General features: G+C 63.0%; 21 protein-coding genes and 1 pseudogene. 5 read left to right on the top strand and 17 right to left on the bottom strand.

Features of this window, described 5'->3' with window-relative positions:
* Nucleotides 1-6 precede the first annotated feature (6 nt).
* Nucleotides 7-1,008, bottom strand: coding sequence for an ABC transporter permease (locus tag RW095_RS21785; protein WP_317018282.1), 1,002 nt, complete (start codon nucleotides 1,006-1,008; stop codon nucleotides 7-9).
* 245 nt (nucleotides 1,009-1,253) lie between these two features.
* Here RW095_RS21785 and RW095_RS21780 point away from each other — a divergent pair, with 245 nt between their 5' ends.
* Complete coding sequence (locus RW095_RS21780) at nucleotides 1,254-2,153, top strand: NAD-dependent epimerase/dehydratase family protein (RefSeq protein ID WP_317018281.1); 900 nt, start codon at nucleotides 1,254-1,256, stop codon at nucleotides 2,151-2,153.
* A gap of 330 nt (nucleotides 2,154-2,483) precedes the next feature.
* Nucleotides 2,484-3,200, top strand: coding sequence for a transposase (locus RW095_RS21775; RefSeq protein ID WP_317018280.1), 717 nt, complete (start codon nucleotides 2,484-2,486; stop codon nucleotides 3,198-3,200).
* A gap of 239 nt (nucleotides 3,201-3,439) precedes the next feature.
* On the opposite strand, the pseudogene RW095_RS21770 reads toward RW095_RS21775, so the two are convergent.
* Nucleotides 3,440-3,652, bottom strand: a pseudogene (locus RW095_RS21770) (nitroreductase family protein); the annotation flags it as partial.
* 12 nt (nucleotides 3,653-3,664) lie between these two features.
* Entirely contained in the window at nucleotides 3,665-4,672 is a 1,008-nt protein-coding gene (locus RW095_RS21765; RefSeq protein ID WP_317018279.1) for a zinc-binding alcohol dehydrogenase family protein, read from the bottom strand.
* 131 nt (nucleotides 4,673-4,803) lie between these two features.
* Here RW095_RS21765 and RW095_RS21760 point away from each other — a divergent pair, with 131 nt between their 5' ends.
* Nucleotides 4,804-5,724: a LysR family transcriptional regulator gene (locus tag RW095_RS21760; RefSeq protein WP_317018278.1), complete on the top strand. Its 921-nt coding sequence runs from the start codon at nucleotides 4,804-4,806 to the stop codon at nucleotides 5,722-5,724.
* 55 nt (nucleotides 5,725-5,779) lie between these two features.
* On the opposite strand, the gene RW095_RS21755 is transcribed toward RW095_RS21760, so the two are convergent.
* From RW095_RS21755 to RW095_RS21730, 6 genes are all read right to left on the bottom strand, one after another.
* Nucleotides 5,780-6,082 carry a VF_A0006 family four-cysteine protein gene (locus tag RW095_RS21755; protein ID WP_317018276.1) on the bottom strand — a complete coding sequence of 101 codons (303 nt, stop codon included), beginning with the start codon at nucleotides 6,080-6,082 and terminating at the stop codon, nucleotides 5,780-5,782.
* 170 nt (nucleotides 6,083-6,252) lie between these two features.
* Nucleotides 6,253-7,581 carry an NAD(P)/FAD-dependent oxidoreductase gene (locus RW095_RS21750; protein ID WP_317018275.1) on the bottom strand — a complete coding sequence of 443 codons (1,329 nt, stop codon included), beginning with the start codon at nucleotides 7,579-7,581 and terminating at the stop codon, nucleotides 6,253-6,255.
* Nucleotides 7,582-7,846: 265 nt separating this feature from the next.
* On the bottom strand, nucleotides 7,847-9,145 hold the full coding sequence (locus tag RW095_RS21745) for an MFS transporter (protein WP_317018274.1): 1,299 nt from the start codon (nucleotides 9,143-9,145) through the stop codon (nucleotides 7,847-7,849).
* 1 nt (nucleotide 9,146) lies between these two features.
* Nucleotides 9,147-9,701 carry a GAF domain-containing protein gene (locus RW095_RS21740; protein WP_317019927.1) on the bottom strand — a complete coding sequence of 185 codons (555 nt, stop codon included), beginning with the start codon at nucleotides 9,699-9,701 and terminating at the stop codon, nucleotides 9,147-9,149.
* A 34-nt stretch (nucleotides 9,702-9,735) separates the two neighbouring features.
* Nucleotides 9,736-11,148: an MFS transporter gene (locus RW095_RS21735; protein ID WP_317018273.1), complete on the bottom strand. Its 1,413-nt coding sequence runs from the start codon at nucleotides 11,146-11,148 to the stop codon at nucleotides 9,736-9,738.
* A 49-nt stretch (nucleotides 11,149-11,197) separates the two neighbouring features.
* Nucleotides 11,198-12,982: a gamma-glutamyltransferase family protein gene (locus RW095_RS21730; RefSeq protein WP_317018272.1), complete on the bottom strand. Its 1,785-nt coding sequence runs from the start codon at nucleotides 12,980-12,982 to the stop codon at nucleotides 11,198-11,200.
* A 221-nt stretch (nucleotides 12,983-13,203) separates the two neighbouring features.
* On the opposite strand from RW095_RS21730, the gene RW095_RS21725 reads away from it, so the two are divergent.
* Nucleotides 13,204-13,881 (top strand): FadR/GntR family transcriptional regulator, encoded by a 678-nt coding sequence (locus tag RW095_RS21725; protein WP_317019926.1) that lies wholly within the window; start codon nucleotides 13,204-13,206, stop codon nucleotides 13,879-13,881.
* Nucleotides 13,882-13,948: 67 nt separating this feature from the next.
* Here the strand turns inward: RW095_RS21725 and RW095_RS21720 are convergent, their stop codons facing one another.
* From RW095_RS21720 to RW095_RS21710, 3 genes are all read right to left on the bottom strand, one after another.
* The gene (locus RW095_RS21720) at nucleotides 13,949-15,001 is read right to left on the bottom strand and encodes a serine hydrolase domain-containing protein (protein WP_317018271.1); all 1,053 of its coding nucleotides are present in this window, start codon (nucleotides 14,999-15,001) and stop codon (nucleotides 13,949-13,951) included.
* Nucleotides 15,002-15,071: 70 nt separating this feature from the next.
* Nucleotides 15,072-16,361, bottom strand: coding sequence for an MFS transporter (locus RW095_RS21715; RefSeq protein WP_317018270.1), 1,290 nt, complete (start codon nucleotides 16,359-16,361; stop codon nucleotides 15,072-15,074).
* On the bottom strand, nucleotides 16,351-17,799 hold the full coding sequence (locus RW095_RS21710; RefSeq protein WP_317018269.1) for a M20 family metallopeptidase: 1,449 nt from the start codon (nucleotides 17,797-17,799) through the stop codon (nucleotides 16,351-16,353). The genes RW095_RS21715 and RW095_RS21710 overlap by 11 nt, the downstream gene beginning before the upstream one ends.
* 178 nt (nucleotides 17,800-17,977) lie before the next feature.
* Here RW095_RS21710 and RW095_RS21705 point away from each other — a divergent pair, with 178 nt between their 5' ends.
* Nucleotides 17,978-18,901, top strand: a complete 924-nt coding sequence (locus RW095_RS21705; RefSeq protein WP_317018268.1) for a LysR family transcriptional regulator — start codon at nucleotides 17,978-17,980, stop codon at nucleotides 18,899-18,901.
* Nucleotides 18,902-18,940: 39 nt separating this feature from the next.
* Here the strand turns inward: RW095_RS21705 and RW095_RS21700 are convergent, their stop codons facing one another.
* The 5 genes from RW095_RS21700 to RW095_RS21680 all read right to left on the bottom strand — a co-directional run bounded on the left by RW095_RS21700 (nucleotide 18,941) and on the right by RW095_RS21680 (nucleotide 23,186).
* Nucleotides 18,941-20,089, bottom strand: coding sequence for a DUF1501 domain-containing protein (locus RW095_RS21700; RefSeq protein WP_317018267.1), 1,149 nt, complete (start codon nucleotides 20,087-20,089; stop codon nucleotides 18,941-18,943).
* Between the two features lie 4 nt (nucleotides 20,090-20,093).
* Nucleotides 20,094-21,629 carry a DUF1800 domain-containing protein gene (locus RW095_RS21695; protein WP_317018265.1) on the bottom strand — a complete coding sequence of 512 codons (1,536 nt, stop codon included), beginning with the start codon at nucleotides 21,627-21,629 and terminating at the stop codon, nucleotides 20,094-20,096.
* 71 nt (nucleotides 21,630-21,700) lie between these two features.
* Nucleotides 21,701-22,210 (bottom strand): periplasmic heavy metal sensor, encoded by a 510-nt coding sequence (locus RW095_RS21690; RefSeq protein WP_317018264.1) that lies wholly within the window; start codon nucleotides 22,208-22,210, stop codon nucleotides 21,701-21,703.
* Complete coding sequence (locus tag RW095_RS21685; protein WP_317018262.1) at nucleotides 22,207-22,629, bottom strand: hypothetical protein; 423 nt, start codon at nucleotides 22,627-22,629, stop codon at nucleotides 22,207-22,209. The genes RW095_RS21690 and RW095_RS21685 overlap by 4 nt, the downstream gene beginning before the upstream one ends.
* Entirely contained in the window at nucleotides 22,626-23,186 is a 561-nt protein-coding gene (locus RW095_RS21680) for an RNA polymerase sigma factor (protein ID WP_317018261.1), read from the bottom strand. The genes RW095_RS21685 and RW095_RS21680 overlap by 4 nt, the downstream gene beginning before the upstream one ends.
* Nucleotides 23,187-23,348: the final 162 nt, after the last annotated feature.

The following is a 23,348-nucleotide window of genomic DNA, read 5'->3' as shown; positions in this document are numbered from 1 at the left end:
GTGTTCTCAGCGTTCCTTGCGACGCACGCGCCAGATGTCGATGCTGACGGCAATGAGAATCACGCAGCCGGTAATGGCCTGCTGCGCATAGGTATCGATGTTGAGCAGCACGACGCCATTCGTGATGATTCCCGCGAGGGCCGCGCCGATGATCGCGCCCTCCACGCTGCCCGCCCCGCCTGACAGACTTGCGCCGCCGATGGCCGCCGCCGCGATGACATCGAGTTCCGCGCCGAAGCCAGAAGCCGGCTCGGCCGAAACGAAGCGCGAGAACGCAATGACGCCTGCCATCGATGCAATCAGTCCAGATAGCACATAGACGGTGAATTTCACGCGCGCGGTGCGCACGCCGGACAAGCGCGCGGCCACTTCGTTGCCGCCCGTCGCATAAACGTAACGGCCAAAGCGCGTCTGCCGCATGACGATGGAGAACATGGCCGTCATGGCAAGAAGAATGACAACCGGAAAGGGCACGAAACCAATGTAGCCCTGGCCGATGAAGGTGAAGCTGTCGGGTACGTCGGGCGTGACGGGCACGCCTTTAGTGATGATGTACATGAGGCCGCGCCCGATCGAGAGCGTGCCAAGCGTCGCGATGAAAGGCGGCAGCTGTATCCACGTGATCATGAAACCATTGAATGCGCCGACGGCGATTCCCACGCCGAGCCCCGCGCCAATGGCCAGCGGCGCGTTGTAACCGTGCTGGAAGGCGAGCGCGGTTACGAGCGACGACAAGCCCATGACCGATCCGACCGAGAGGTCGATGCCGCCCGTGATGATTACGAGCATCATGCCGATCGACATGAGCGCGATCAACGAGAAAGAGCGGAACACGCCCATCAGGTTGTTGGTCGTGAGGAAGTACGGTGAGAAAATGCTGATCAGCAGTCCCACCAGCAGCAGCACCGAGAGCACGTTCAGCTCCCGTATGCGCAAGCACGCCTTGATCCATTCCGCGGCACGCGTCGGCCCGGACTGGGGTTCCTTCTTCGACGATATTGCAGTCACCGATCGCTCCTCCTTTGCAGGCTCGGAACAGATCATAGGAGCCCCGGCGTGCGGAAATCTGTGACGCTCGTCATAGATCCGTATCGGGGTTGACCCGTAGATTGTCTGCAGATAGCGCGATGAACGCCCGCCTGCCTATGACGCGCGTCACAGCATTCGTGCGGGGCGCGGCGTTACGATGCGCGTGGTGTCACCAGCGGCGCATCGCAGCCGGGTGGCTTTATGAACTGCAAAGGAGACAAGGCATGACCAAGCGAGTGATAGTGACGGGCGGCAGCGGACTTGCCGGCAAATGGGTCGTCGAAGATCTGGTGGCACACGGCTACGAAGTGCTCAATGTGGACCGCGTGCCAATGGCCAAAGGCACGGCGCGGACCCTGATCACCGACATCACCGATGCGGGACAGGTGTTCAATGCATTTGCATCCACTACGACGGCCAGGGAATTCGACGACGACATCGAGCCGAAGCCGATTGACGCCATCGTGCATTTCGCCGCCATTCCGCGCATTCTCGTCACCACCGATAACGAGGTGTTCCGCATCAATGTGATGGGCACCTACAACGTGCTGGACGCGGCTGCGAAACTCGGCATAAAGAAGGTTATCGTGGCTTCGAGCGAGACGACCTACGGCGTGGTGTTCGCGCACCGGCATCGCGACCCGGTCTACTTTCCGCTTGACGAAGACTATCCCGTCGACCCGATGGACAGCTACGCCACGTCGAAAGTCATCAATGAAGTGACAGCAAAGGCGTTTCATGCGCGCACGGGCGCGGACATTTACTGCTTGCGCATCGGCAATGTGCTCGATCCCGTGGACTACCAGAAATTCCCGACATGGCTGAAGGACCCCGCCTTGAGAAAGCGCATTGCATGGAGTTATATCGACGGACGCGACCTGGCAACGGCCTGCCGTCTCGGCATCGAAAAGGATGGCCTGGGCTTCACGGTGATGAACGTAGCCGCAGACGACGTCTCCTCCGACCGCCCGGTCGCTGAATTGCTGAAGACTTACTACCCGAATGTGCCGGTCAGGAAACCGCTCGGTGAATTCGAGACCTTGCTCAGTAATGAAAAGCTGAAACGCTTGCTCGGATGGCAGCAGGCTTATCGGTGGCGCGAGCAGGTGTCCGGACAGTCGTAGGCGACTCACACTCGAACGAGGCGCAAACAACCCGCTTATCGACGACATCAGGCGCACTTTGCGCCTGATGTTTCGTTTGGATCCGGGCGCGATGCGCGAGGTACAGCAACGGGTCGGGCGGCGAGCACAGCACTGCTATTCAGCGACGGCATAAAACCAACGGTGGTCGCGCACGGCAAATCAACGAAATGAGGCTAAAACAAAGGCCTATTCGCGATGCGAACCCGCGCACACGCCCGATAGAATTTCGTCCATACCCGCTTTACGCACCGTCACACATTCGTTACCTGTCGGATCGCTTTCCCACATCGGATTTCCGGTTAATTCAGCATGACACGGCTCGCACGGCACTACGTTCCAGAACAACCGCAGCACGTTATTTTGCAGGGGCTCACGGGGCCCGCGTTCCTGGACGAAGGAGACTACCTGTACTTCCTCGCCTGCCTGGCAGACGCAGCGCGCGTTGCCGATCTGGCAGTCCACGCGTGGGTGCTCATGCCCGACGCGGTGCAGCTTCTCGTCACGCCTTCATATGAGTCGAGCGTGGCCATGGCGATGCAGGCGATCGGCCGTCGCTATGTCGAGACCTTCAACCGCCGCCATGGACGCCGCGGTACGGTGTGGCGTGGCGCATACCGGGCGACAGTGATCGAGCCGGACCGATATTTCCTGCTCGCGAGCCAGATCATCGATCATGCGCCGGTGCGCAATAACCTTGCAGCCGAGCCGGGAAAGTATCAGTGGTCGAGCTACTCGCACCACGTCGGGCTGCGTGTCGATAGTTTCATCAAGGACCATCCACTTTACCGCGCGCTCGGCAATACGCCGTTCGAGCGTCACGAGGCTTATCGGGATCTGGGCGCACAGCCTCCCGACCAACGCGAGGTCGATAACCTGATGCAGTCCACGCTCAATGGCTGGGTACTCGGCAGCGCCGAGTATTGCGAGTGGGCGGCGCGGACAGCCAACCGGCGTTTGATGCCACTGCTGCTGCGCGACCGGCCGCCAAAGGTTCGCACGACACGCGCTTTCGCGCACGTCGGCTAAACGAAAAAACCGCCAGGAAAACCTGGCTGGTTTGTTTGAGCGAGCTACGTCACGTGGGAGGGTTTCGATCCTCCCGGCCGCCGCCGCGCATTGCTGCGGTCAAACACGCGCTGTCGACCGACTGTCCCCGACCGACTTTGGCACAAGCTCCACTAAATGAACGTGAACAGCTGCTCGCGAGGCAAACGCGACTTCGGTAGCGCAGCGTTGAAATCCTGCTCGCTGCGGTAGCCGAAGGCCAGCGCAATCACGTGAGAGGAATTGAGCACTTTCGGCTCGTTATACGCGTAGGCTCCCGTTGTCGCCCTGGCAATACGGGCGCGTCCCTCCGGCGTCGAGGCGACAAGGAAGTGCCACGGCTGCGAGTTGACCGACGACGGACTTTGCTGAAGCAGCGTCAGCAACGCGTCGATCTTGGATGTCGTCGTTGAAGGGCAACGACTGGCTCGCGACGAGCGCCGGCCTCAGAAGCCTTCCAGCACGAGCTTTCCCCGCGTTTGTCCACTTTCGATAAGTGCATGAGCCCGGCGCAGGTTTTCAGCGTTGATGGTGCCGAGGTGCTCCCCTATCGTGGTGCGTAGGACGCCATCGTCAATCAGGGCCGACACGCGATTGAGGATCTCGTGCTGACGGATCATGTCGGGTGTTTCAAACAACGATCGCGTGAACATCAACTCCCAATGCAGCGACACGGCCTTTCGCTTGAGCGGCACTGCATCGAGCATCTGCGGGTCGTCGATCACGCCCAGGCGTCCTTGCGGCGCGATGGCCTCGACGATCTGCGGATAGTGGCTGTCCGTCTGTGTGAGGCTCGCGATCAGGCGTACGTCATCGAGTCCTATGGCACGCAGTCCTTCGAGCAGCGGCCGCGAATGGTCGATGACGTCGTGTGCGCCAAGCTCGCGGACCCACGACTGAGTCTCGGGTCGAGACGCGGTCCCGACCACTCGCAGTTTCGTCAGGCGGCTTGCAAGCTGAACGAGCATCGAACCAACGCCGCCCGCCGCGCCGATCACGAGCAGCGCGTCGCCCGCCCCAGCGCCCTCGACCGCACCGAGGCGGTCGAACAGCAGTTCCCACGCCGTCAGCGACGTGAGCGGCAATGCGGCAGCCTCCGCGTCCGTGAGCTTCGCCGGCTTGCGGCCCGCGATGCGCTCGTCGACGAGGCCGTACTCCGCATAACTGCCCGGCCGTGCAATCGAGCCCGCGTAGTACACGGCGTCGCCTGGCTTGAAGAGCGTGACGTCGGCGCCAATTGCCTCGACTGTCCCGACAGCATCCCAACCCAACACGCGCGGGTGATCGGTGGGCGATCGTTGCCGGACTTTGGTGTCGACCGGATTCACGGCAACGGCCCGGATTTTCACGAGCAGATCGCGAGGCCCCGGTGCTGGCTTGTCGAGATCGGTATCGTAAAGCGAACGCGGGTTTTCCGCGGGCAAGCCGTGCTCTTTGTAGACGATGGCTTTCATCACTGCATTCCCTCTATGTCGTTGGCGGCGCTCGGCGGATCGTACTGGGAGCGCGTGCAACGAATTTTCTTCGATGCGGGACCGGGGAAAAACCAGCACAATTGCGCAGCACTTTCACAGCAGGAATGAAAATGATTCGAATTGAAGATCTGGAGCTTTTCGTCCGCACTGCAGCTTTGGGAAGCTTCTCGAACGCAGCGCGCGAGGCGGATCTGCTGCCCGGCCAGGTCAGCGCGGCGGTACAGCGGCTCGAGCGGGAACTCGAGATCCGCCTGTTCGCTCGCACTACGCGCAGTCTGCGGCTCACGAAAGAAGGCGAGCAATACCTGCCCTACGCAACGGAAGTGCTTGCAATGCTGAAAGAAGGCCGCGAGCAATTGCACGGCGAGCAGGAGTCTTTGCAGGTTGCCGCACCATCGGACCTGGGGCGCAACGTGCTGTTGCCGTGGCTGACGGAGTTTCGCGACTCGCATCCGAAGCTTGTGCTGCGGCTGTCGTTGTCTGACCAGGTCACCGATGTTTTCCGTGACCCGGTCGATGTCGCGATCCGTTACGGCGTGGTCGAAAGTGCGAGTTACGTCGTACTGCCTCTCGCGCAGAACAACCGGCGAGTACTGGTTGCGTCGCCTGAGTATTTGCAGCGGCACGGACGCCCGCGCACGCTCGACGAACTCGTGATGCACGAGTGTCTGCCGTACGTGCTTGGGGGCAGAGTCTATGATCGCTGGGTGTTCCCGGCTAACGGCGTGCGCCGGCAGGTGGCCGTCAAAGGATCGTTGCTATGCGACGACGCCGAGATTGCGCGCCGTTGGTCGCTGGCCGGCAAGGGCATCGCATACAAATCGTGGCTCGATGTCTATCACGACGTCACAGCAGGCAGGCTGGAAGTGTTGATTCCCGATCAGCCCGGCGAATCATCGCCACTTAACATGGTGTGTCCGCACCGCCGGCAGTTCACGCCCGCCGTACGTTATCTTCACTCGGAACTCCGCGAGCGTACGGTGGCGATGACAGCCACGATGCGCGAGCACACCGCGTTTCGCGAGCCGTGATTGCGACCGAGCTACCAGGTACCGTTTTCCAGTATCGAATCGTGGTCCGCACAACTCACATTGGATTCTGGCGGCGGCAGGCGTGCAATATCTCGTTGACTGCAAATGCCCCTCTCACGGTCTGCACATTCTGCAAGACACATATGTGATAGGACTTTTCGCGCGGCAAAAGCAGTCCACTATTCCTGTAGAGTGCTACGCACGAATTTCTGATGACACGTGCCGCGTAGCTGCTCTGGCTATTCGCTAACGAATTCAGAATGCATTGATCGTATTCCCCATTCTCGCCGCCAAACGCCAGGGCTGATAGCGGCGCGGCGAGCGTCAGAGAGACGACCATGTAAGCGAGTTTGAGCATGGACGTGCGACAAACCAAAAACATAACCATGGCAATCGTAGCACGCTGCGTTTAGACGCAAATGCGTACCCAATCCAGCGGGCATCGCCCTCATCGTCGATCGACGTCCGCAAGCGTGGCGCGCGACGTCGCGCATCGGGGTGCCGCGAGCGCTCGCCCACGTATTCAACTTACATCATTTCGGGGCTGCTCAGTTTCGTCCCGTCGGAAAAGCGCGCGAGTCTATAGGGGCCAATGTCGAACTGCGGCGCCTCGTCCATTACCAGCCTGCTCACGAGTAAGCCCGCGCCCGGTCCTAGTCCGAAGCCGTGTCCGCTAAAGCCGGAGGCGATCACCAGACCCGGTTTCGCATCGACCTTCGAGATGACCGGGACCAGGTCCGGCGTCGTGTCGATTGCTCCCGCCCATGCGTGAGCGATCCGCAAGCCGGACAACTCGGGAAACACGCTAGCCACATTGTGCAGGCCGCGTTCGAGCCATTCGGCATCGGCGCGCGGGTCCAGCACCCGTGTTTGTTCAAACGGCGAGAGATCATCGTCGCGCCAGGTCGCGCTCGCTTCGGGTCCGTGGAAGAAGCTGGCACCGACGCGAATCTTTAGTTTCTTCTTCAGCTTACTGCGGAACATGGTGCGGAACTTCACCGAATGCCGCAGGTTTTGCGGCGCGAGTTCCACCCGTCCATAGCCGGGGACCGCGATGGTGTAGCCGCCGTCCAGCCTCCGCCTCAACGCGAAGTCAGGCCCGGAGAAACAGCCTTCGATGACCGCCGGCGCCTCAGCAGTGCGCAACGCCGTTCCTATTACGTTGATGGCGGGCAGATCGATACCATGATGCTGGCAGAACAATGCGCTCCAGGCGCCTCCCGCGAGCACCACGCTGTCGGCTGCGAGCCGGCCGCGCTCCGTCCAGACGCCGCAGACGCGCCCCGCACTCATGTCCAGACTGCGTGCTGCGCAGTTCTGGTAGATCCCGGCGCCAAGCCGTTGCGCGCCGCGTGCGATTGCAGGCGCGGCTTTCGATGGCTCGGCGCGGCCGTCCGTGACCGACCACAGACCTCCAGCCCACCTCGCACGTCCGGACGGAATACGCGCTGCCAGTTCGCGCGCACTGAGGATCTCACTGTTGAAGCCGATCTCCCGTGCGCGCGCAATCCACGACTCCCATTGCGCGACGTCCGATTGAAGCTCCGTGCCATACAGGATGCCCGCCTTACGAAAACCAATATCCTCGCGAAGTTCTCCGCTCAGTTCGCCCCAACGCCTGAGACTTTGCATTGCGAGCGGCAACTCATAGAGGTCGCGGTTTTGCTGACGCACCCAACCCCAATTGCGCCCCGACTGCTCGCAGCCGATGACGCCCTTTTCGAGCAAAACCACCTGGATGCCGCGTCGCGCCAGTTCATACGCGGTGCTGACGCCGACGATGCCGCCGCCTATTACCGCGACATCGCATCGCTCGGGGAAATCTTCGCTATTCGTGACTTCGTCGATCCTTAGCATTTCACAGCCGCCGGTTGCCGCCTCCTGGTTGGACTGCAGTAGAGACGTTCGGAAATGCGCCCGTGAGCGCGGTTCACCGTTTCACCATCCGCAGAGAGTAGCTACGATTTTGCTATCTTCCATCGCTTCGCTGATAGGACGATCCTGTCGCCTCTGAAGGGGATACGACGAAGATCCATCGCAACACGCATGACTAAGTTCGACGAGCGATGCTCACCGGCGCGGGTATCAGCGACCTCAATCTTTCGCGGTGAAACCCGCAGAGTCACGGCGTGGATGGCCGCTCGGTGTCGTACAAGCGGTCCGGGATAAACAGCGCGGTGACGCCGCTCAAGAAGAAAACCGCACCCACGACCAGAAAGCCGAAGCCGATGGAGAACTGGGTAGCGAGATAGCCGATAACAATCGGCGCTGCCCCCGCGCAGAAACGGCCAACGTTATAGGAACCACCAACAGCAGTGCCGCGGATGGAAGTGGCGAAGCTCTCGGACATGAAAGTGCCGATCGTGCCCAGCGGAACCCCATACAGAAAGCCGAAGAAAAGCATGAGAGCGGCAATGTTCTCGCGCGTATGCCAGAAGATGATGACCGGCAAAAAGAGCGCGGCGCCCGCGCAGCCCAGCACATACACGCCACGCCGGCTCCAGCGGTCGCCCAGCCAGCCGGCGAAGATCTTGCCGATGAAGGCGACCACGTAAGTGCCGATCATGTAGCCAGTCAGCGAGCTGAACTTGATATGCAGTTCTCTTTCCAGGTACGTGGGTAACCAGTTGTTCAAACCATAGAAGCCGGAAAGAATGAAAACCGAGGCGAGAGTCCACAGGATGAACAGCGTGCGCGTCTGTCGATTGCGGAAAATTACGGCGTAGCGGCCGTCGCGCAATCGCGCTCCGCTCGGGCCTTGAGTGCTGCTTTCACTCTGGCTTTTGCGATCGGCTGCACGGCTCGCCCGCCAGCTAGCCGGCTCGGGCACGGCAAACCTGATCGCCAGCGCGAACACCACGGGAACGGCCGACACGTAATACAGCGTGCGCCAGCCGTGGTGCGGCAAGATCCAGCTGCTCAGCGCGATCACCACGATGTAGCCGGCCGAAATACCGGTCTGCAACGCACCGAGAATGAGCGAGCGTCTTTCCGTGGGCACATATTCGGCAACCAGCGTGGTGACCAGCACCATGCAGCCGATACCCAACGAACCGATGAAGCGAACAATCGCGAACTGCAGAAAACTGTGAGTGAGCCCGAGCAGTCCCGCGCCGAGCGAAAATAGCGTCAGCGCCCACACGACCACCCTCACCCGGCCCACACGATCGCTTAGCCAGCCGCCCAGTATCCCGCCCGCGGCCATGCCTAACAACGTGAGGCTGCCCAACGCTCCCGCCTGGACATTGCTCAGCCCGAAATCGTCCTTGATTCGCGTGAGGGTCAAGCCGTACATCATCACATCGGCGCCATCGGCCATTAGCGCCAGATAGGAAAGGACGAAGACCAGCAGCCAACGGCCTTGCGATTCGACACCTGGTGTCGCCGGCGACGCTGTCACAGCACGCGGAGTTGTGGTCATGTCAGAGAGAGGTCGAACTGCCGGCAGATGCCGTATTGCCCGCCATGAGAGCGGGAGCGAGGAACGAACCGATCAGTAATCCGAGCGCTTCGTGCCCCTCCGTGTACCACCCTTCCCGATGTGTCAGGTTCATCGTGCCGATACACACGCCGTTGTACGCGACCGGAATGTTCAGTATCGATCCAAGGCCCATGCCGGTCATCACCGTATGATCGTCGAACGCTTCGCGAATGCCTTGGGGCGTTTCTGCGCGAAATGGCTCGAGGTCGTGCAGAACCCGTCTGGCCCACGGGGTGCCGCGTTTTTTCTTGCGCCCGCCAATTGGATACACGTCCGGCATGTTCGTATAAGCGCGCTCGACTTCCTCGCGCTCGGCGTCGTAAGACATGATCGTAAGCAGGCGAAAGCCGATTACGCTTGCCGCCACCTCATGAACCGCACGGAAAAGCGCCGCCGGCTGACCGTTGAGCCGCATGGCCCTGGCGAGATGTTCCAGATGCGAAATGTCCAGCGTTTGCGGGACGGGCGGCGCAGTGACGATCCGGTTGGCTTGCATGGTCTGTAGACGAAAAGTTGGCACGTCGCGGCATTCAGCCGCCTAGTTCCGTGGAACTGAGCGGGCCTCGAACATCCTGCGCGCGCCCGAACTCCTCGGCCTCGATATCTTCGAGCGAGCGGTTCCGGGTCTCGATACCCAGGCAGAAAACCACGCATGCCCCGACGAGCAGAACAGTCGTGGTCATCGCGAATACGCCCAGAAATCCGAACGCGGGGTAGACGAGGCCGACCAGAATGGGCGCGCTCACCGAGCCGATGCGGCCAAACGATGAGGACGATCCCGTACCCGTCGTGCGAACTGCAGTGGGAAAGACTTCGGGGGTGTACGCATAGACGCCCGCGAACGCGCCGTTCATGAAGAACGACAGGCATATGCCCGCAAGCATGATGCCGATTCCCGTGTGAGAGAACGCAAGCGCGATCGCCGCGATGCCGCCCAGCAGCATGTACGACGCGACCACCGCTTTGCGTCCGATGCGTTCATTGAGCCATGCGGCCGAGAAATAACCCGGGATCTGCGCCCCATAGATCGCGATGGAATAACCGAAGCTTTTCGTCATGGTGAGCCCCTCCTTGAGGAGCAGACTCGGAATCCACGAGAAGAACGAGTAGTACGCGAATGCTACCGAGAACCACATGAGCCAGCTTACCGCCGTGGTGCGCGCGAGTCGCGGCGACCACAACGTCAGCACGTTCTGCAATGCGCGACCCTTTGCCGGTGCCGACGCCGGCATCATGCGGACGGGAGCGACCGGCGCAAGGTGAATGCCTCGGCCGGTAAACCATGATTCGATCGTGCTGACGATGCCATTCGCTTCTTCGGTTCGACCCTGGCTCTCCAGCCATCGGGGCGACTCCGGCAGCGTCCTTCGCCACCAGAGCAGCATGACGACCGGCAACGACGTCACCACGGCCAGGTAGCGCCAGCCATCGGCAAAGTTTCTCACCACCACGAAGCCGAGAATCGACGAACTCAGATAGCCGAACGACATGAAGCCGACCAGCGCGCCGCAAAACATTCCCCTGTAGCGGCGCGGCACGAATTCCGCGAGGAATGGCGCGATCACCACCGTCTCCGCGCCGGAGCCGAAACCCGCGACGATACGTAATGCGAAGAACGTGTGCCAATCGGTCGCCGCAGCACTCGCGAGCGACGCGACACAGTAGATCGCCAGCGCCGACATCATGATGCGGCGGCGGCCGATCAGATCGGCGAATACCCCCGATAGAAAAGCGCCGAAGAAGTAACCGATATACGTACTGCTGGCAACGAGGCCTGTCTCGGCGCTCGTCAAATGCCACAGTTTGCTCACGACCGGCAACAGAAACGCAAGCGACGACGAATCGAGTCCGTCGAACAGATACCCCAGCCCGCCGATAAGCAGGAGTTTGCGATGAAAACCCGATAAAGGGAGTCGTTCGAGACGAGCGGCTACGGCAGACACGGCAAGGTTCTCCCTGAAGGATTGAGCGCGTTGATCGCGGGCGCGAAGTTCATCGCCCAACCGCATATGCCTGCATTTGACGAGGCGTCGCCGCGCCGCGCATCAGGCCATTTCTGATTCCCACTGCGCAGACCCGCCCCAATGCCCAAGGCTCGGCCACGGTCAGATCATGTCCACGCGCGCGCAATTCGGCGAGCGTGCTTTCCGGGAAACGGGCTTCGGCGGACATCTTGCCCAACTGCATCGCGCGCGGGTAGAACGAGCCGGGGAAGTGAGCGGTCTGGAACGACGGCGAATCTGCGGCGGCCTGGAAGTTCATGCCCGCGTGCACATGTTTCAGGAATAGCTGGAGCGACCATTGATCCTGCTGGTCGCCGCCGGGCGTGCCGAATGCCGCGTAGGGCTTGCCCGCGCGGGTGACGAGCGTCGGCGACAGCGTTGTGCGAGGACGGCGCCGAGGACCCAGCGACGAAGGCAGGCCGTCTTCCATCCAGAACATCTGCGCGCGCGTGGTGACGTTGAAGCCGAGTCCGGGCACCGCTGGCGACGCCTGCAACCAGCCGCCGGACGGCGTAGCCGATACCATGTTGCCCCACCGGTCGACGACATCGAGGTGAACGGTGTCGCCTCGCAACTCGGGCAACGGCGCGAAGGTCGGTTCGCCTTGCCCGAAACCGCCGAACTGTTCCTTCCCAGCGAGTGCCATGATGCGCGCGGCGCGGTGCTCGCTGTCGCCCAGCGTTCCCGGACGAAATTCGAGCGACGCACGCAGCGGGTCGATCAGCCGGCGACGTTCGTCGTTATAGGCGTCGCCGAGCAGCACGTCGAGCGGCACATGGGCAAACGCCGGGTCGCCGTAGAACACCTCGCGGTCGGCGAAAGCGAGCTTCGAGCACTCGATAACCGTGTGGACGAAATCCGGTCCCAGCGGATCCATGGCTGCCAGATCGAAGCCCTTGAGCAGCGCGAGTTGCTGCAGGAACATCGGCCCCTGCCCCCACGGACCGGTCTTGTGGACACGGAGGTCGCCGTAGTCGTAGGACACTGGGTCTTCATAGGAGGGTTGCCAGCGAGCGAGATCCTCGGCGTCGAGCAAGCCGCGATTGCGCTGGCCGGAAGTATCGAGAACGGCCGTCGATCGAAAGTACTGGTCGATGGCGTCTGCCACGAACCCGCGATAGAACACCTCGCGAGCCCGTTCGCACTGCTCGGCGCGATCACTGCGGCTAGTCGCTTCTCGCAGAATGCGCTTGTACGTGTTGGCAATCGCCGGATTGGTGAAGAGTTGATTCGGCGTGGGTGCGTCGCCATTGCGCAGCCACTGCTCGGCCGAAGTGGGCCATTCGGTGAGGAAGAAATCCTTGATCGCGAGGATCGACGAAGCCATGCGCGGCAGCACCGGATAGCCGTTCTCCGCATAGCCGATCGCATAGCTCAACACGTCTTCGAGCGGCAACTGGCCATAGTCGCGCAGCATGGCCATCCATGCGCCGAATGCCCCGGGTACCACCGCCGGCAATAGTCCGGTGCCCGGCACCACTTCCAGCCCCAACTCGCGCATGCGCTCGATGGTCATGCTCGCGGGCGTCACGCCCTGCCCGCAAAGCACACGAACACGGTCTTCACGTGCGCTGTAGAACACCACCGGCAATTCACCGCCGGGACCGTTCAGATGCGGCTCGACGATCTGGAGTACAAACCCCGCGGCCGCGGCGGCGTCGAACGCATTGCCGCCTTTTTCGAGCGCGGCCATGGCCGACGCGCTGGCCAGCCAATGCGTGGAAGCCACCATTCCGAACGTGCCAATCAGTTCCGGACGAGTTGTAAACGACATACGCTACTCCTCTTGCGATCGCTAGGACCGGCGCTGAACCAATCGATATAGGTACCAACTCGATTAACCAGCATGTGGATGACGCCACTCATTCCTCGATGCTAACCTGGAACATATCGTCGGAGAATCGAGCCAAAAAAACGTTCCATGAAAATTCCCGGCGTCAGTGCGCTGTCGATCTGTTATCTTTGATACCAATATTCATTGGTTCGGTAGACGGAATGGAAGAGACAGCATTGAACGCCCTGCTCGGGTATATCGCCAGCCATCAACTCAAAGACGGCGACGCCTTACCGCCCGAAAGGAAGCTGGCTGAAGAGCTTGGCGTCAGTCGAAGGGAACTGCGCTCGGTGCTTGCCTCACTGGAGGCGTCGGGACGGGTCTGGCGCGGGGTTGGGCGCGGCACCTACCTGGGAGCACGGCCGCTCAAGTTCGGTCCCACGCTGCGCGGCTTGCGTGCGGGCACGAGTCCAGCGGATATCGCCGAAATGAGGCTACTCTTCGAGCCCGCGCTGGCAGAACTCGCCGCGACCAAGGCCAGTTGGGACGATCTGCTCGAACTGGAGAAGTGCGCGCGTAAAAACGCGGCCGCGAACAGCGACGAGGCGTGGCAGCAATGGGATCACCGATTCCATTTGTTGATTAGCCAGGCCACCCGCAATCCGGCGCTCATTGCGCTCATGGAAGTGATCAACGGCATGCGCGTCAAGCCGGAGGTCCGAAAGAAAACCGTCAGCCAGGAGACGCGGCACTATTTCGCTCAACAACATCAGGCAATCGTCAACGCGATGAAAGCGCGTGATGGAGAAACGGCGGCCCGATGCATGCGCGAGCATCTGTCGAGTGTTCAGTCGCGGGCGTCCAGCAAGACGAGCGGCGCGGCGGATTCACCGGGTTGAATCTGCTTCGGGCAGGGAAGCAACACCTCCGTCTCGCTGACGCCGTAGCAAATTGAAGGCGGATGCGTCACCGCAACTGCGCGACCGCGTCGAACACGCGCCCAAAGAATTCGTCCGCATGCTCCGGATCGAGCCAGCGCACGATGACGGCGAGCCGCCGGGTCGGCTCGATCCACATGAACGAACTACCCGCGCCGACGCCAAAGTAGCTCGATGCCGGCACGCTCGGGAACATCTTCTGTCCGGTATTGAGCCAGACGAGATAGCCGTAGAACGGCGCGATCGGGCAAGGCGTTTGCATACGCGCGATCCATTCCTTCGACAGCACACGGCGTCCGGATACGGTACCTTCGTCGAGGAGCATCTGCGCGATCTTCAACTGATCGTTCGCGCTGATCGACATGCCGCCGCCCCAGTGTGTGCCGCCCGGCACCGACTGCACGCGGCGTCCGCCGACCTTCACCCACGCGTGGTCGTAGCCGACCCAATCCCAGGCGTCGCTTGCTCCAGAAGGACGGGCAATCGCCTCGCGGAACACTTCCGGCAGCGGCTCGCCGAACAGATGCAACAGCGCAAGCGAGAGCTGGTTGATGCGCACGTCGTTGTATTCCCAATACGTGCCCGGCTGCTGTAGCGGACGCGGATCGCCCTTCTTGCCGTTCGGCGGCTCACCGAACGTGACCGCGCGATAGTGATCCGCCTGATCGGGCAAACCGAAGCATGTGCCCTGCCATTCGCTCGTCTGTTGCAGCAGTTGCGTCCACGTTATGTTCGCGTTGTGATCGTCGTCGAAGCCGATCCCCGGCACGCGCACGCGCACGGGCTCGTCGAGATCGGGCAGCAGGCCGCGGTCGTGGGCCACGCCCGCGAGCAGCGCGAGATAGGTCTTTGCAATGCTGAACGTGAGGTCGGCGCGGTCCGGCTCGCCCCACGTCGCGAGCTTGCGTCCGTCGAGCGCAATCGCGCCCGATACCGGCCCCCGGTCATGCACTGGCCCGAGCAGCCGGTTCCACGGCGCCGGGTCTTTCACATGCACGCCCCAGTTGGCATCGACCTGGCGATGCCACGTCGATTCATGGCCGATGGAAAACTGGATGGCCTGCTGCAATGCTTCGTTCATGCGTATTTCCTGTGAGTTCTCTGAAAAGGCGTTGCACGTATGGCGATAACCGGCGATGAATCCCGCCCCGTCACCGCACATGCAGACGGCGGCGCGCCCACATCAGCGTGAAGAGACTGATTACAGCGGCGATCATCAGATACAAACCGGGCGCGAGATTGTTATGTGTGAAGGCGATCAGCGCCGCGACCACGACCGGCGTGAAGCCGCCGAAAATCGTCGTGCCGATGTTGTATGCGAAGGCCATGCCGGTTGTGCGCGTTTCAACTGGAAAGAGGTCCGCCATCAACGCGGGAATCGGCGCGAAGTACGTCGCCTTGAGAAGCGCGACCCAGATCACGCAGCCAAGCAGCATGGGCAGCGACGGATAGGCGTTCATCAACATGAAGGCCGGATACACGGTGACGAGAAACAGCACGCCGACCGGCAGCATGATGCGGATGCGCCCCAACTTGTCCGATAGATGTCCCACCACCGGCACCAGCGCCATCACGATAAAGCCCGCCACGAGCGTCGCAATGAATCCCGACGACGGCGAGAGCTTGAGCTGATGCGTCGCGTACGTCGGCATATAAAGCAGCATGTAATTCGCGGTCGTGGTGAGCACGAGCGAACCGATCGAAACGAGCACCAGTTCCTTCTGTGTCGCAAGCACCGCGCGCACGGGCGACGCGAGCTTTTCGGCGCGAGCGAACTCCGGTGTTTCGTCCATGCGCCGGCGAATGTAAAGGCCGATGGGGCCGATCAGCATGCCGAACAGGAACGGAATGCGCCAGCCCCACCCTTCGAGTTGCGGCGGCGTTAGCAGACCGGTCAGCAAGGCGCCGAACAGCGAGGCGAGCAAGGTGCTCGCGCCTTGGCTCGAGAACTGCCAGCTCGACATGAAGCCGCTGCGCGCCGGCGCATGCTCGACGAGAAACGCCGTCGAACTGCCGAATTCACCGCCAGCGGAAAAGCCTTGCAGCAGACGCGACAGGAAGATCAGGATCGGCGCGGCGATGCCGATGGTCGCATATGGCGGCATGACAGCGACGAGTCCTGTACCGAGCGTCATCAACCCGATCGAAAGCGTGAGCGAGGCCTTTCTGCCATGCCGGTCGCTATACGAACCGAGCACCAGCGCACCGACCGGACGCGCGAGATACGACAGCGCGAACGTGCCGAGCGTAAGTAACAGCGAAACGGTGCGGTCGTGCGTCGGAAAGAACAGCCGCGACAGCGTGGAGGCGAAGTAGCCGTATACGACGAGATCGTAGAACTCGAGCGCGTTGCCTATCGATGTCGCCACGATCAGGCGCGCGATGTTGTGCGACCGCGCGGCGTCGAGCGGTTCCTGGATGGCGACGGTGTCAGTGCTCATTGCGCAGTCCTCGATATAGTTGACGGGGCAGATTGGCGGCCGGATTCGCGTTGGGTTCGTCGCCCTCGCGCGCACCGAGATCCCAGAAGAGGCCCGCCATGATGCGCAGACCTTCCTCGACGACCGGCGCGAGCAGATGCTCGTCCGGCGCGTGCTGCGAACAGCCGGGATACGAATGCGGCACCCACAGCGTGGGCATGCCGAGCACGTCGGCGAACACGTCGTTCGGCAGCGTTCCGCCGAGGTTCGGCAGCAGCACCGGCTGCGCGCCGGTAGTCTGCGTAAGCGAGCGCAGCGCCCACCGCACCCAAGGGTTCTGCGGATCGACGCGCGTTGCGGGCGCGCCGCGTTCGACGTTCACCTCGACCGTGCGGAAACCGTGCGCGTCGAGATGGCGGCGCACGATGCCGGCAATATCGGTCCAGTCGGTGCCCACCACGAAGCGCAGCTGCATGTGAGCAAACGCGAACGGCGGAATCGCATTCACGGGCTTTTCGGGGTTGCCGGTGCGAAACGCGAGCACTTCCAGATTGTTCCAGCCGAACACGCGCTCGGCGGGCGTCAGGCCCGGCTCGCCGTAGTCGGTATCGACTTCAGGCTCGCCGGGGTTGCCGCCCACGGTGATGTCGGCCAGCGCGCGGCGCACCGCGTCCGGCACCGGCGGCGGACGAAGCCCTTCGATCGCGATGCGGCCGTTGGCATCGACCATCGACGCGATCGCGTTGGCGAGCACGATGCCCGGATTGCGCAGCAAGCCGCCCCAGTTGCCCGAGTGATGCGCGCCGTCGCGCAGCGTCACGTCGAGCCGGAAATTGATTACGCCGCGGGAGCCGAGAAAGAGCGTCGGGCGGTTGGCGGCGAGACGCGGCCCGTCGGAGGCGATCAGGACATCGGCGGCAAGTTCGTCGCGCAACCTGGTGCATAGCGCGTGCAAACCGGGCGACCCGACCTCCTCGCCGGTTTCGAACAACAGCTTCAGATTGAAGCCGAGCTTGCCGCCGCGGGCGTCCATCACGGCTTTCAGCGCGGCCAGGTTGATGCTGTGCTGGCCTTTGTTGTCGGCAGTGCCGCGACCGTACCAGCGCTCGCCATCAACGCTCACCTGCCACGGCGAGCGGCCGCCGGCCCATTGCGCGTCGTAGCCGCGCACCACGTCGCCGTGACCGTAGCTGAGCACGGTCGGCAGATCGTCGCCTTCATGACGATGGGCGATCAGAAACGGGCCCGCGCCTTCGTGCGGATTCTCCTCGATGCGGCACACGAAGCCCCATGCTTCGAGGCGCGGCGTCAGTTCGTCGGTGAGATAGGCGCGCAGCAGCGCGTCGCGCTCCGGCTCCTGGCTTTCCGTACGCAGCGCGACGCGGCGTTGCAGGTCGACGAGAAACTGGCCGGATCGGTAACCTTCGGTGGCTAGCTCAATGGCGGTGTGTCGGGTCAACTCGGTCTCCGTCGGGTGCGCTGGAAACTGCGTCGCGCCGCCGCGTCAGAGTGCGCGGCGCATGCGGGCAGCGGGTCAACACCCATGCTGTGGTGGCCGATATTTCTGCACAATTACAATATTTCTCACTCACCTTTGCCGGAACGGCAAAGGTCGCCACCGGGACTCAACGCATCCAATGGACCAGACAGCCTTGCGCTATTTCCTCGAAGTCGCGCGCAGCGGATCGCTCAGCAAGGCGTCCGAGCGGCTTTTCGTCGCCGTTTCGGCTCTGAGCCGGCAGATCGCGAGGCTCGAGGAGCAACTCGGAACGCCGCTCTTCGAGCGCCGTCCGCGCGGCATGGTACTGACCGATGCCGGGCGGCTGCTCGCCAACCACGCCCGCCGCAGTCAGCTGGAGGACGAGCGCGTCACCGACGAGATCCGCGGTTTTTCGGCCGGCGAACGCGCGACGATCCGCATCGCAAGTTCGGAGGGCGTTGCACCGGACTTCCTGCCGCTCGTGTTCGCGCAGTTCCTGAAGACACATCCCGGAGCGCATTTCCAGCTCGACGTCTCCGCGCCGTCGATAGCGACGCAGCGCGTGCGGGAAGGCACGCACGACGTCGCGGTATGCTTCAACATGGCGCCGGAGCGGGACGTGCAAGTGCACTACGCACAGCGCGCGCCGGTGTACGCGCTGATGCGGCAGAGTCATCCGCTCGCTGTGCGCGCGAGCGTCTCTCTGGCGGACCTGCTGCCCTGGCCGCTCGCCATGCCGAGCCAGACCCTGACGATACGGCGACTGTTCGATATCGCATGCAGTCTGGAAGGGCTGATCTTCGAGCCGGTGGTCGCCAGCAACTATCACGTTGCGTTGCAAAACTTCGTGCGCTACACCGACGCCATAACGTTGACTGGCTATCTGACGGTGCACAGCCGCCTCGTGTCCGACTCACTTGCGATGGTGCCGATTTCAAACCCCGAACTGCACCAGCGCACGCTGCAAATCCAGACGATGGCGGGCCGCACGCTTCCGCAGGCCGTGACCGCGTTCATCGCACTGCTGATGGAAGCGATCGAGTCGCCGGAGCATGTCGACGTGGGAGTCAGCCGAGGTTAGCGAGGCGCGAAAGCTATGTGCGCCGTTGAGCGTGCCGCACTATGCGTGCACGATACCCGTGAGCGGTCTCGTCGCGACGGTCTGACCGAACAGCGCGCGAGCCGTGCGCTGAGGATCGAGGCCGAGGCCTTCGCTCGCGACGCCGGCAATCAGCGAGTCGAGCGATGTAGTCGGTTTGAGGTCGCGCGCTTCGTAAAGATCGCGAGACGCGAGACCGGGCCAATCCGCGATGACCCGTCCGCCCGCGACCGCGCCGCCCAATACCATCGCCACCGAGCCCGTGCCGTGATCGGTGCCGCCTGTGCCGTTCGCGGCCGCGGTTCTGCCGAACTCGGTCGCCACGAGTACCGTGGTTTTGCGCCAGGCCGGGCCCATGTTGTCGCGCAGCGCCGCGAGCATCGTGTCGAGCGCTTTCAGCTGATTGGCAAGGCGCGCGTTCTGCGCGCTGTGCGTGTCCCAGCCGCCGGTTTCGATCATTGCGATACGCGGGCCGTCATCTCGCGACAGAAAACTGGCGGCCAGTTTGCCGAGGCTCGCGGGGTCCTGACGCGCGCCGGCGTCGCCTGCAAGGCCGCGCGCCGTCATTGCTGATTCCCACAGCGGGCGCAACTGCGCGTCCTGGTCGTATAGCTGAGAGACGCGCATGAGCAGATCGTCCGGCGCTTGCGGCAATGCCGACGGCGCGTAAGAAGTCACCTCGGCCTTGCCGCGCAGCGCCATGGGCACCGTCGGCGCGAACGCAATCGCGCTTTCGCGTGCCGCGGGCAATTGCGCGACGAGCCGGTTCAGCCAGCCGTCCTTCATCTGATAGGGCGAGGCGCCGCCCGTCTCAAGCACGTTTTGTCCGTCGAAATGTGAGCGGTCGCGATACGGCGATGCGACCGCGTGCACGAACAGCGCCTGACGGTCCGCGTACATGGCGCCGATTTGCATGAGTGCGGGATGCAGCGCAAAGGTGCCGTCCAGATGGCGCGCGTTGGACGCATCGATCGCAAGCGCGCCGCGCAACGTTGCATAGGCGGGCTCCGCGTATGGCACGACGATGTTCAGGCCATCGGCGGCGCCACGCTGAATCACGAACACGAAACGCCGATCCGTGACGACGCTCGCGAAAGCGATATGCGGCGAAACGAGAATCGCGCCCGCCCCGGCAGCAGCAACTTGCAGAAATTGACGGCGTGAATACATGGCGCTATCTCCGTTGAAAATCCGGCGAAACCAGCAAAAGCGCAATGGCCGTGGATGCGCTTTCGGCTCGCGCCACGGCCGCTGCGCTCGACGCGCTCAGCGATCCGGCGAGGAGGACCTGCCCCAGCGAGCGCGCGTCGAGCCGGTCGCCGACGCGGGCGGCGAAGCGCTGCGCCACTTCCACGCGGCGCACCAGTGCATCGGGCGCGGCCCAGCTTGCAGCAATATCGTCGTAACCGGCAGGCGAGCCTGGCCGCCACACTGGTTGGCCGAGTTGCGCAAGGATGGGCGCTGCCTGCAGATTGCCAAGGTCTTGCCAGCCGAGCCCGCGCATCGAGGAGATCGCCCAATCCCACGGCGTCTTGAACTTGACGGCTGCGGGCGACCACGCTTGCGGCATGTCGAGCAATGCGCGGTAGACGGAGGGCAGATCGCCGCCGCTGCGCTCGAACACGCTCGCAAGCCGCTCGCTCACGTCTGGCGGCGGATCGTCGGCAATGAAATGACGAGCCAGTTTCGAGCCGATGTGCTGCGCTGTCGCGGGCGCGCTTGCGAGGTTATGCAGGATTGCGAGCGCCTGCTGTTCGCCTCGCTGATCGTAGCGGCGGCCCATGATGGTTCGCGAGCCGGGCTCATGCAACGCCTCGCGGAACACGAAACTGCCCGGCGCCGAGGCCGCTTGTATCGGCGGGCTTGCCGGCATGCCTGCACTGGCTGAACTGCCGGCATTAACGGCATTAACCGGATTCCGGGGACTCGCAACGAGACTCCAACCGGTCAGCGCGCGGGCGAATTCAGTGACGTCGTCCTGGTTATAGCCACTGCGCACGCCTAGCGTATGCAGCTCCATGATTTCGCGTGCGAGATTTTCATTGAGGCCGCGCTTGCGCTCTGGATTGCGCTGCGCGGCCCGCATAGCCGCGACGCTGTCCGGCCCTACCGAGCTCGTCTGATCCAGAAACAGTTGCATGGCCGGATGACGTTCCACCGCGACCAGCATGTCCTCGAAACGGCCCAACACATGTGGGCGGATCGCTTCGGCTTCGAACGAGCCGGCGAGCGCCGCCACAGCGGGTTTTTCCGCCGACACCGCAAAGTGGTTAGCCCAGAAATGAACCAGCCGCTCTACAAAGGGCGTTTGTGTGGTCAGTGCGCTGGTCACTCGCGCATTCACGGACGATCGATAGTTGTCGCGTATTTCCGCGCGAATCGCTTTTCTTTCGGCTTCCTTATCTTTGCGCGTGTCGCTTTGCGATGCCGCTTGCTCACCTGTCTGAGCATTCGTTTGTGCGGGCATGCTCGCTCCGCCCGGATTGCGCTGAGTCTGCAAACGCAACTGCATGCGCTGCTGCTCCAGTTCGCCCGATATTGTCAGCGCATCCGGCTGGCTCGCCCACGCAGCCGGCTTCGGCTGATACTGATCTAACTGCGCGAGCAGCCAGGCTTTCGGATCGGCGGGCGCCGTGTCGTCGGGGCGCGCGCCCAGGCCGAAACGGTTCAGCGCAATCGCAGCGGCAGTGAGATTCGGTTGCGCAGCCATGCCATCCTCTTCGGCGTTAGATAAAGCTTGAACGTGCGGCGCGATAGATATCCGTCGCGCCCGTCTGATTTTTAGTCACCCGCAGATGCCGCACTCGCCGGTTTGGCGACATTGGCGGCGGACAGCGGCTCGCGCCACTGTCCGCGCACGCGCAGGCTGTCGGCGAGCTTGACCCGCTCTTCGGGCGCCAACCCCGCCGCGAAATCCGCCACACTGCTTTCAACTTGCGCGCGCAGATTGCTGTCGGCCGCGCGCGTGCGAGCGAGGGCGGCGTCGAGCGCCGGGCGATCCAGTTGCGGAGCGGCCAGCAGACGCAACACCTCGCGCCGCCCTTCACGTGCTTCGCGCGCGAACTGCCGTGCCTCGCGGCGCCCGTTCTTCAGGCTGTCGGCAAACTCTTTCTGCCGCTCGGTTGAAAGCGTCTGCGCGGCAAAGCGCAGCGCGCGCTGTTGCGCGGCGAGCGGTGTCGTGGCGCCGCGCGCCGCAAACCATTGATAGGCACCACCGGCAATCGCGCCCAGCAGGAACACATTGAGCACCAGCGAGGCCACGAGCACGATTTTCCATGAGCGGCTGTTCATTCGCCGCTCCAGTCGGCGGATGAACCACCGAAACTCGACGTCAGATAAGAGGACTCGTGCACGGGCGGCACCGTTTCGGTCAAGACGAAAAATGACACGGCCAAAGCGCCGGCCGCGCCGCCGAGCAAGCCGACGCCCGCGACCACCGCGCCTGACCACCACCATACGCGCCGCTGTAAAACGGGCCGCCGCCGCAGCGGCGCGCCGCCGATGATGCGCTGCTGCAACGCCGCGTCCGGCGGCGCAAGATGGTCGGCGGCGAGCCACGTGTCGAGCTCGGCCGCTTCAGCCAGGTACGCATCCGCTTGCGCGCGATGCGCGTCCGCCCACGCCTGCCCCGCTGCTCGCTCCTGTTGCGGCCAGCGGCGCGGATCGGCGCCATAGGCTTCGACGATCTGATGAAATCTTTCCGGCGTCATGACTTGTCCTTGCTAAGGCCGCTGCCGGCCAGTTGAGCGCGCAGATTGCGGCGCGCGCGGGCCAGCAGACTTTCCAGCGCATCGACGGTGACGCCCATTAGTGCGGCGGCGTCGGTGTTCGACATCTCCTGGTAATAGCTGAGCACCAGTGCCTCGCGTTGTCGCGCGGGCAAGGCGGCGAGTGCTTCGCGAACCCGCTCGTTGCGGGCGCGCGCTTCGAGCCGCGCATCCGGCGGCGCGGCGGGATCGACCTCGTCGGGCATGTCGTCGCGAGGATCTTCGCGCCGGCCGCGCAGGCGGTCATAGCAGAGATTGAGCGCGACGCGATGAATCCACGTGTCGAATTTCGCCTCGCCTTCGCGCCAGCGCGTGGCCTGTTTCCAGATTCGCACGAACACTTCCTGCGCGATGTCTTCCGCTTCCATGCGATCGCCCAGCATGCGCGTGGCTAGCGCGAGCAGACGCGGCAACTTGCGCGCAACCAGTGTGCGCACGGCGGCCGGATCGTGCCGGCCGACCTGCTTCAGCAGTTCCGCGTCGGGATCGCGTTCGCTCAAGAGGCCGCGCCCTGCCACATACATGCGATGCGTTTCACGTCGGTTTTATCCTCGTAGGTTCTTTGCCCTTGCATTATTTGATCGCGGGTGTTCACGCGCTTGTTCATGCGCTTGCTCAATATACGAGGACTGCGGGGCGATAGTAGACCGACCGCGCCGGGT

It is taken from the genome of Paraburkholderia kirstenboschensis, assembly GCF_032806925.1.
Lineage (GTDB): Bacteria > Pseudomonadota > Gammaproteobacteria > Burkholderiales > Burkholderiaceae > Paraburkholderia > Paraburkholderia kirstenboschensis.
Note: the sequence above shows the minus strand (reverse complement) of the source record. Positions and strands in the feature narration are given on the sequence as shown.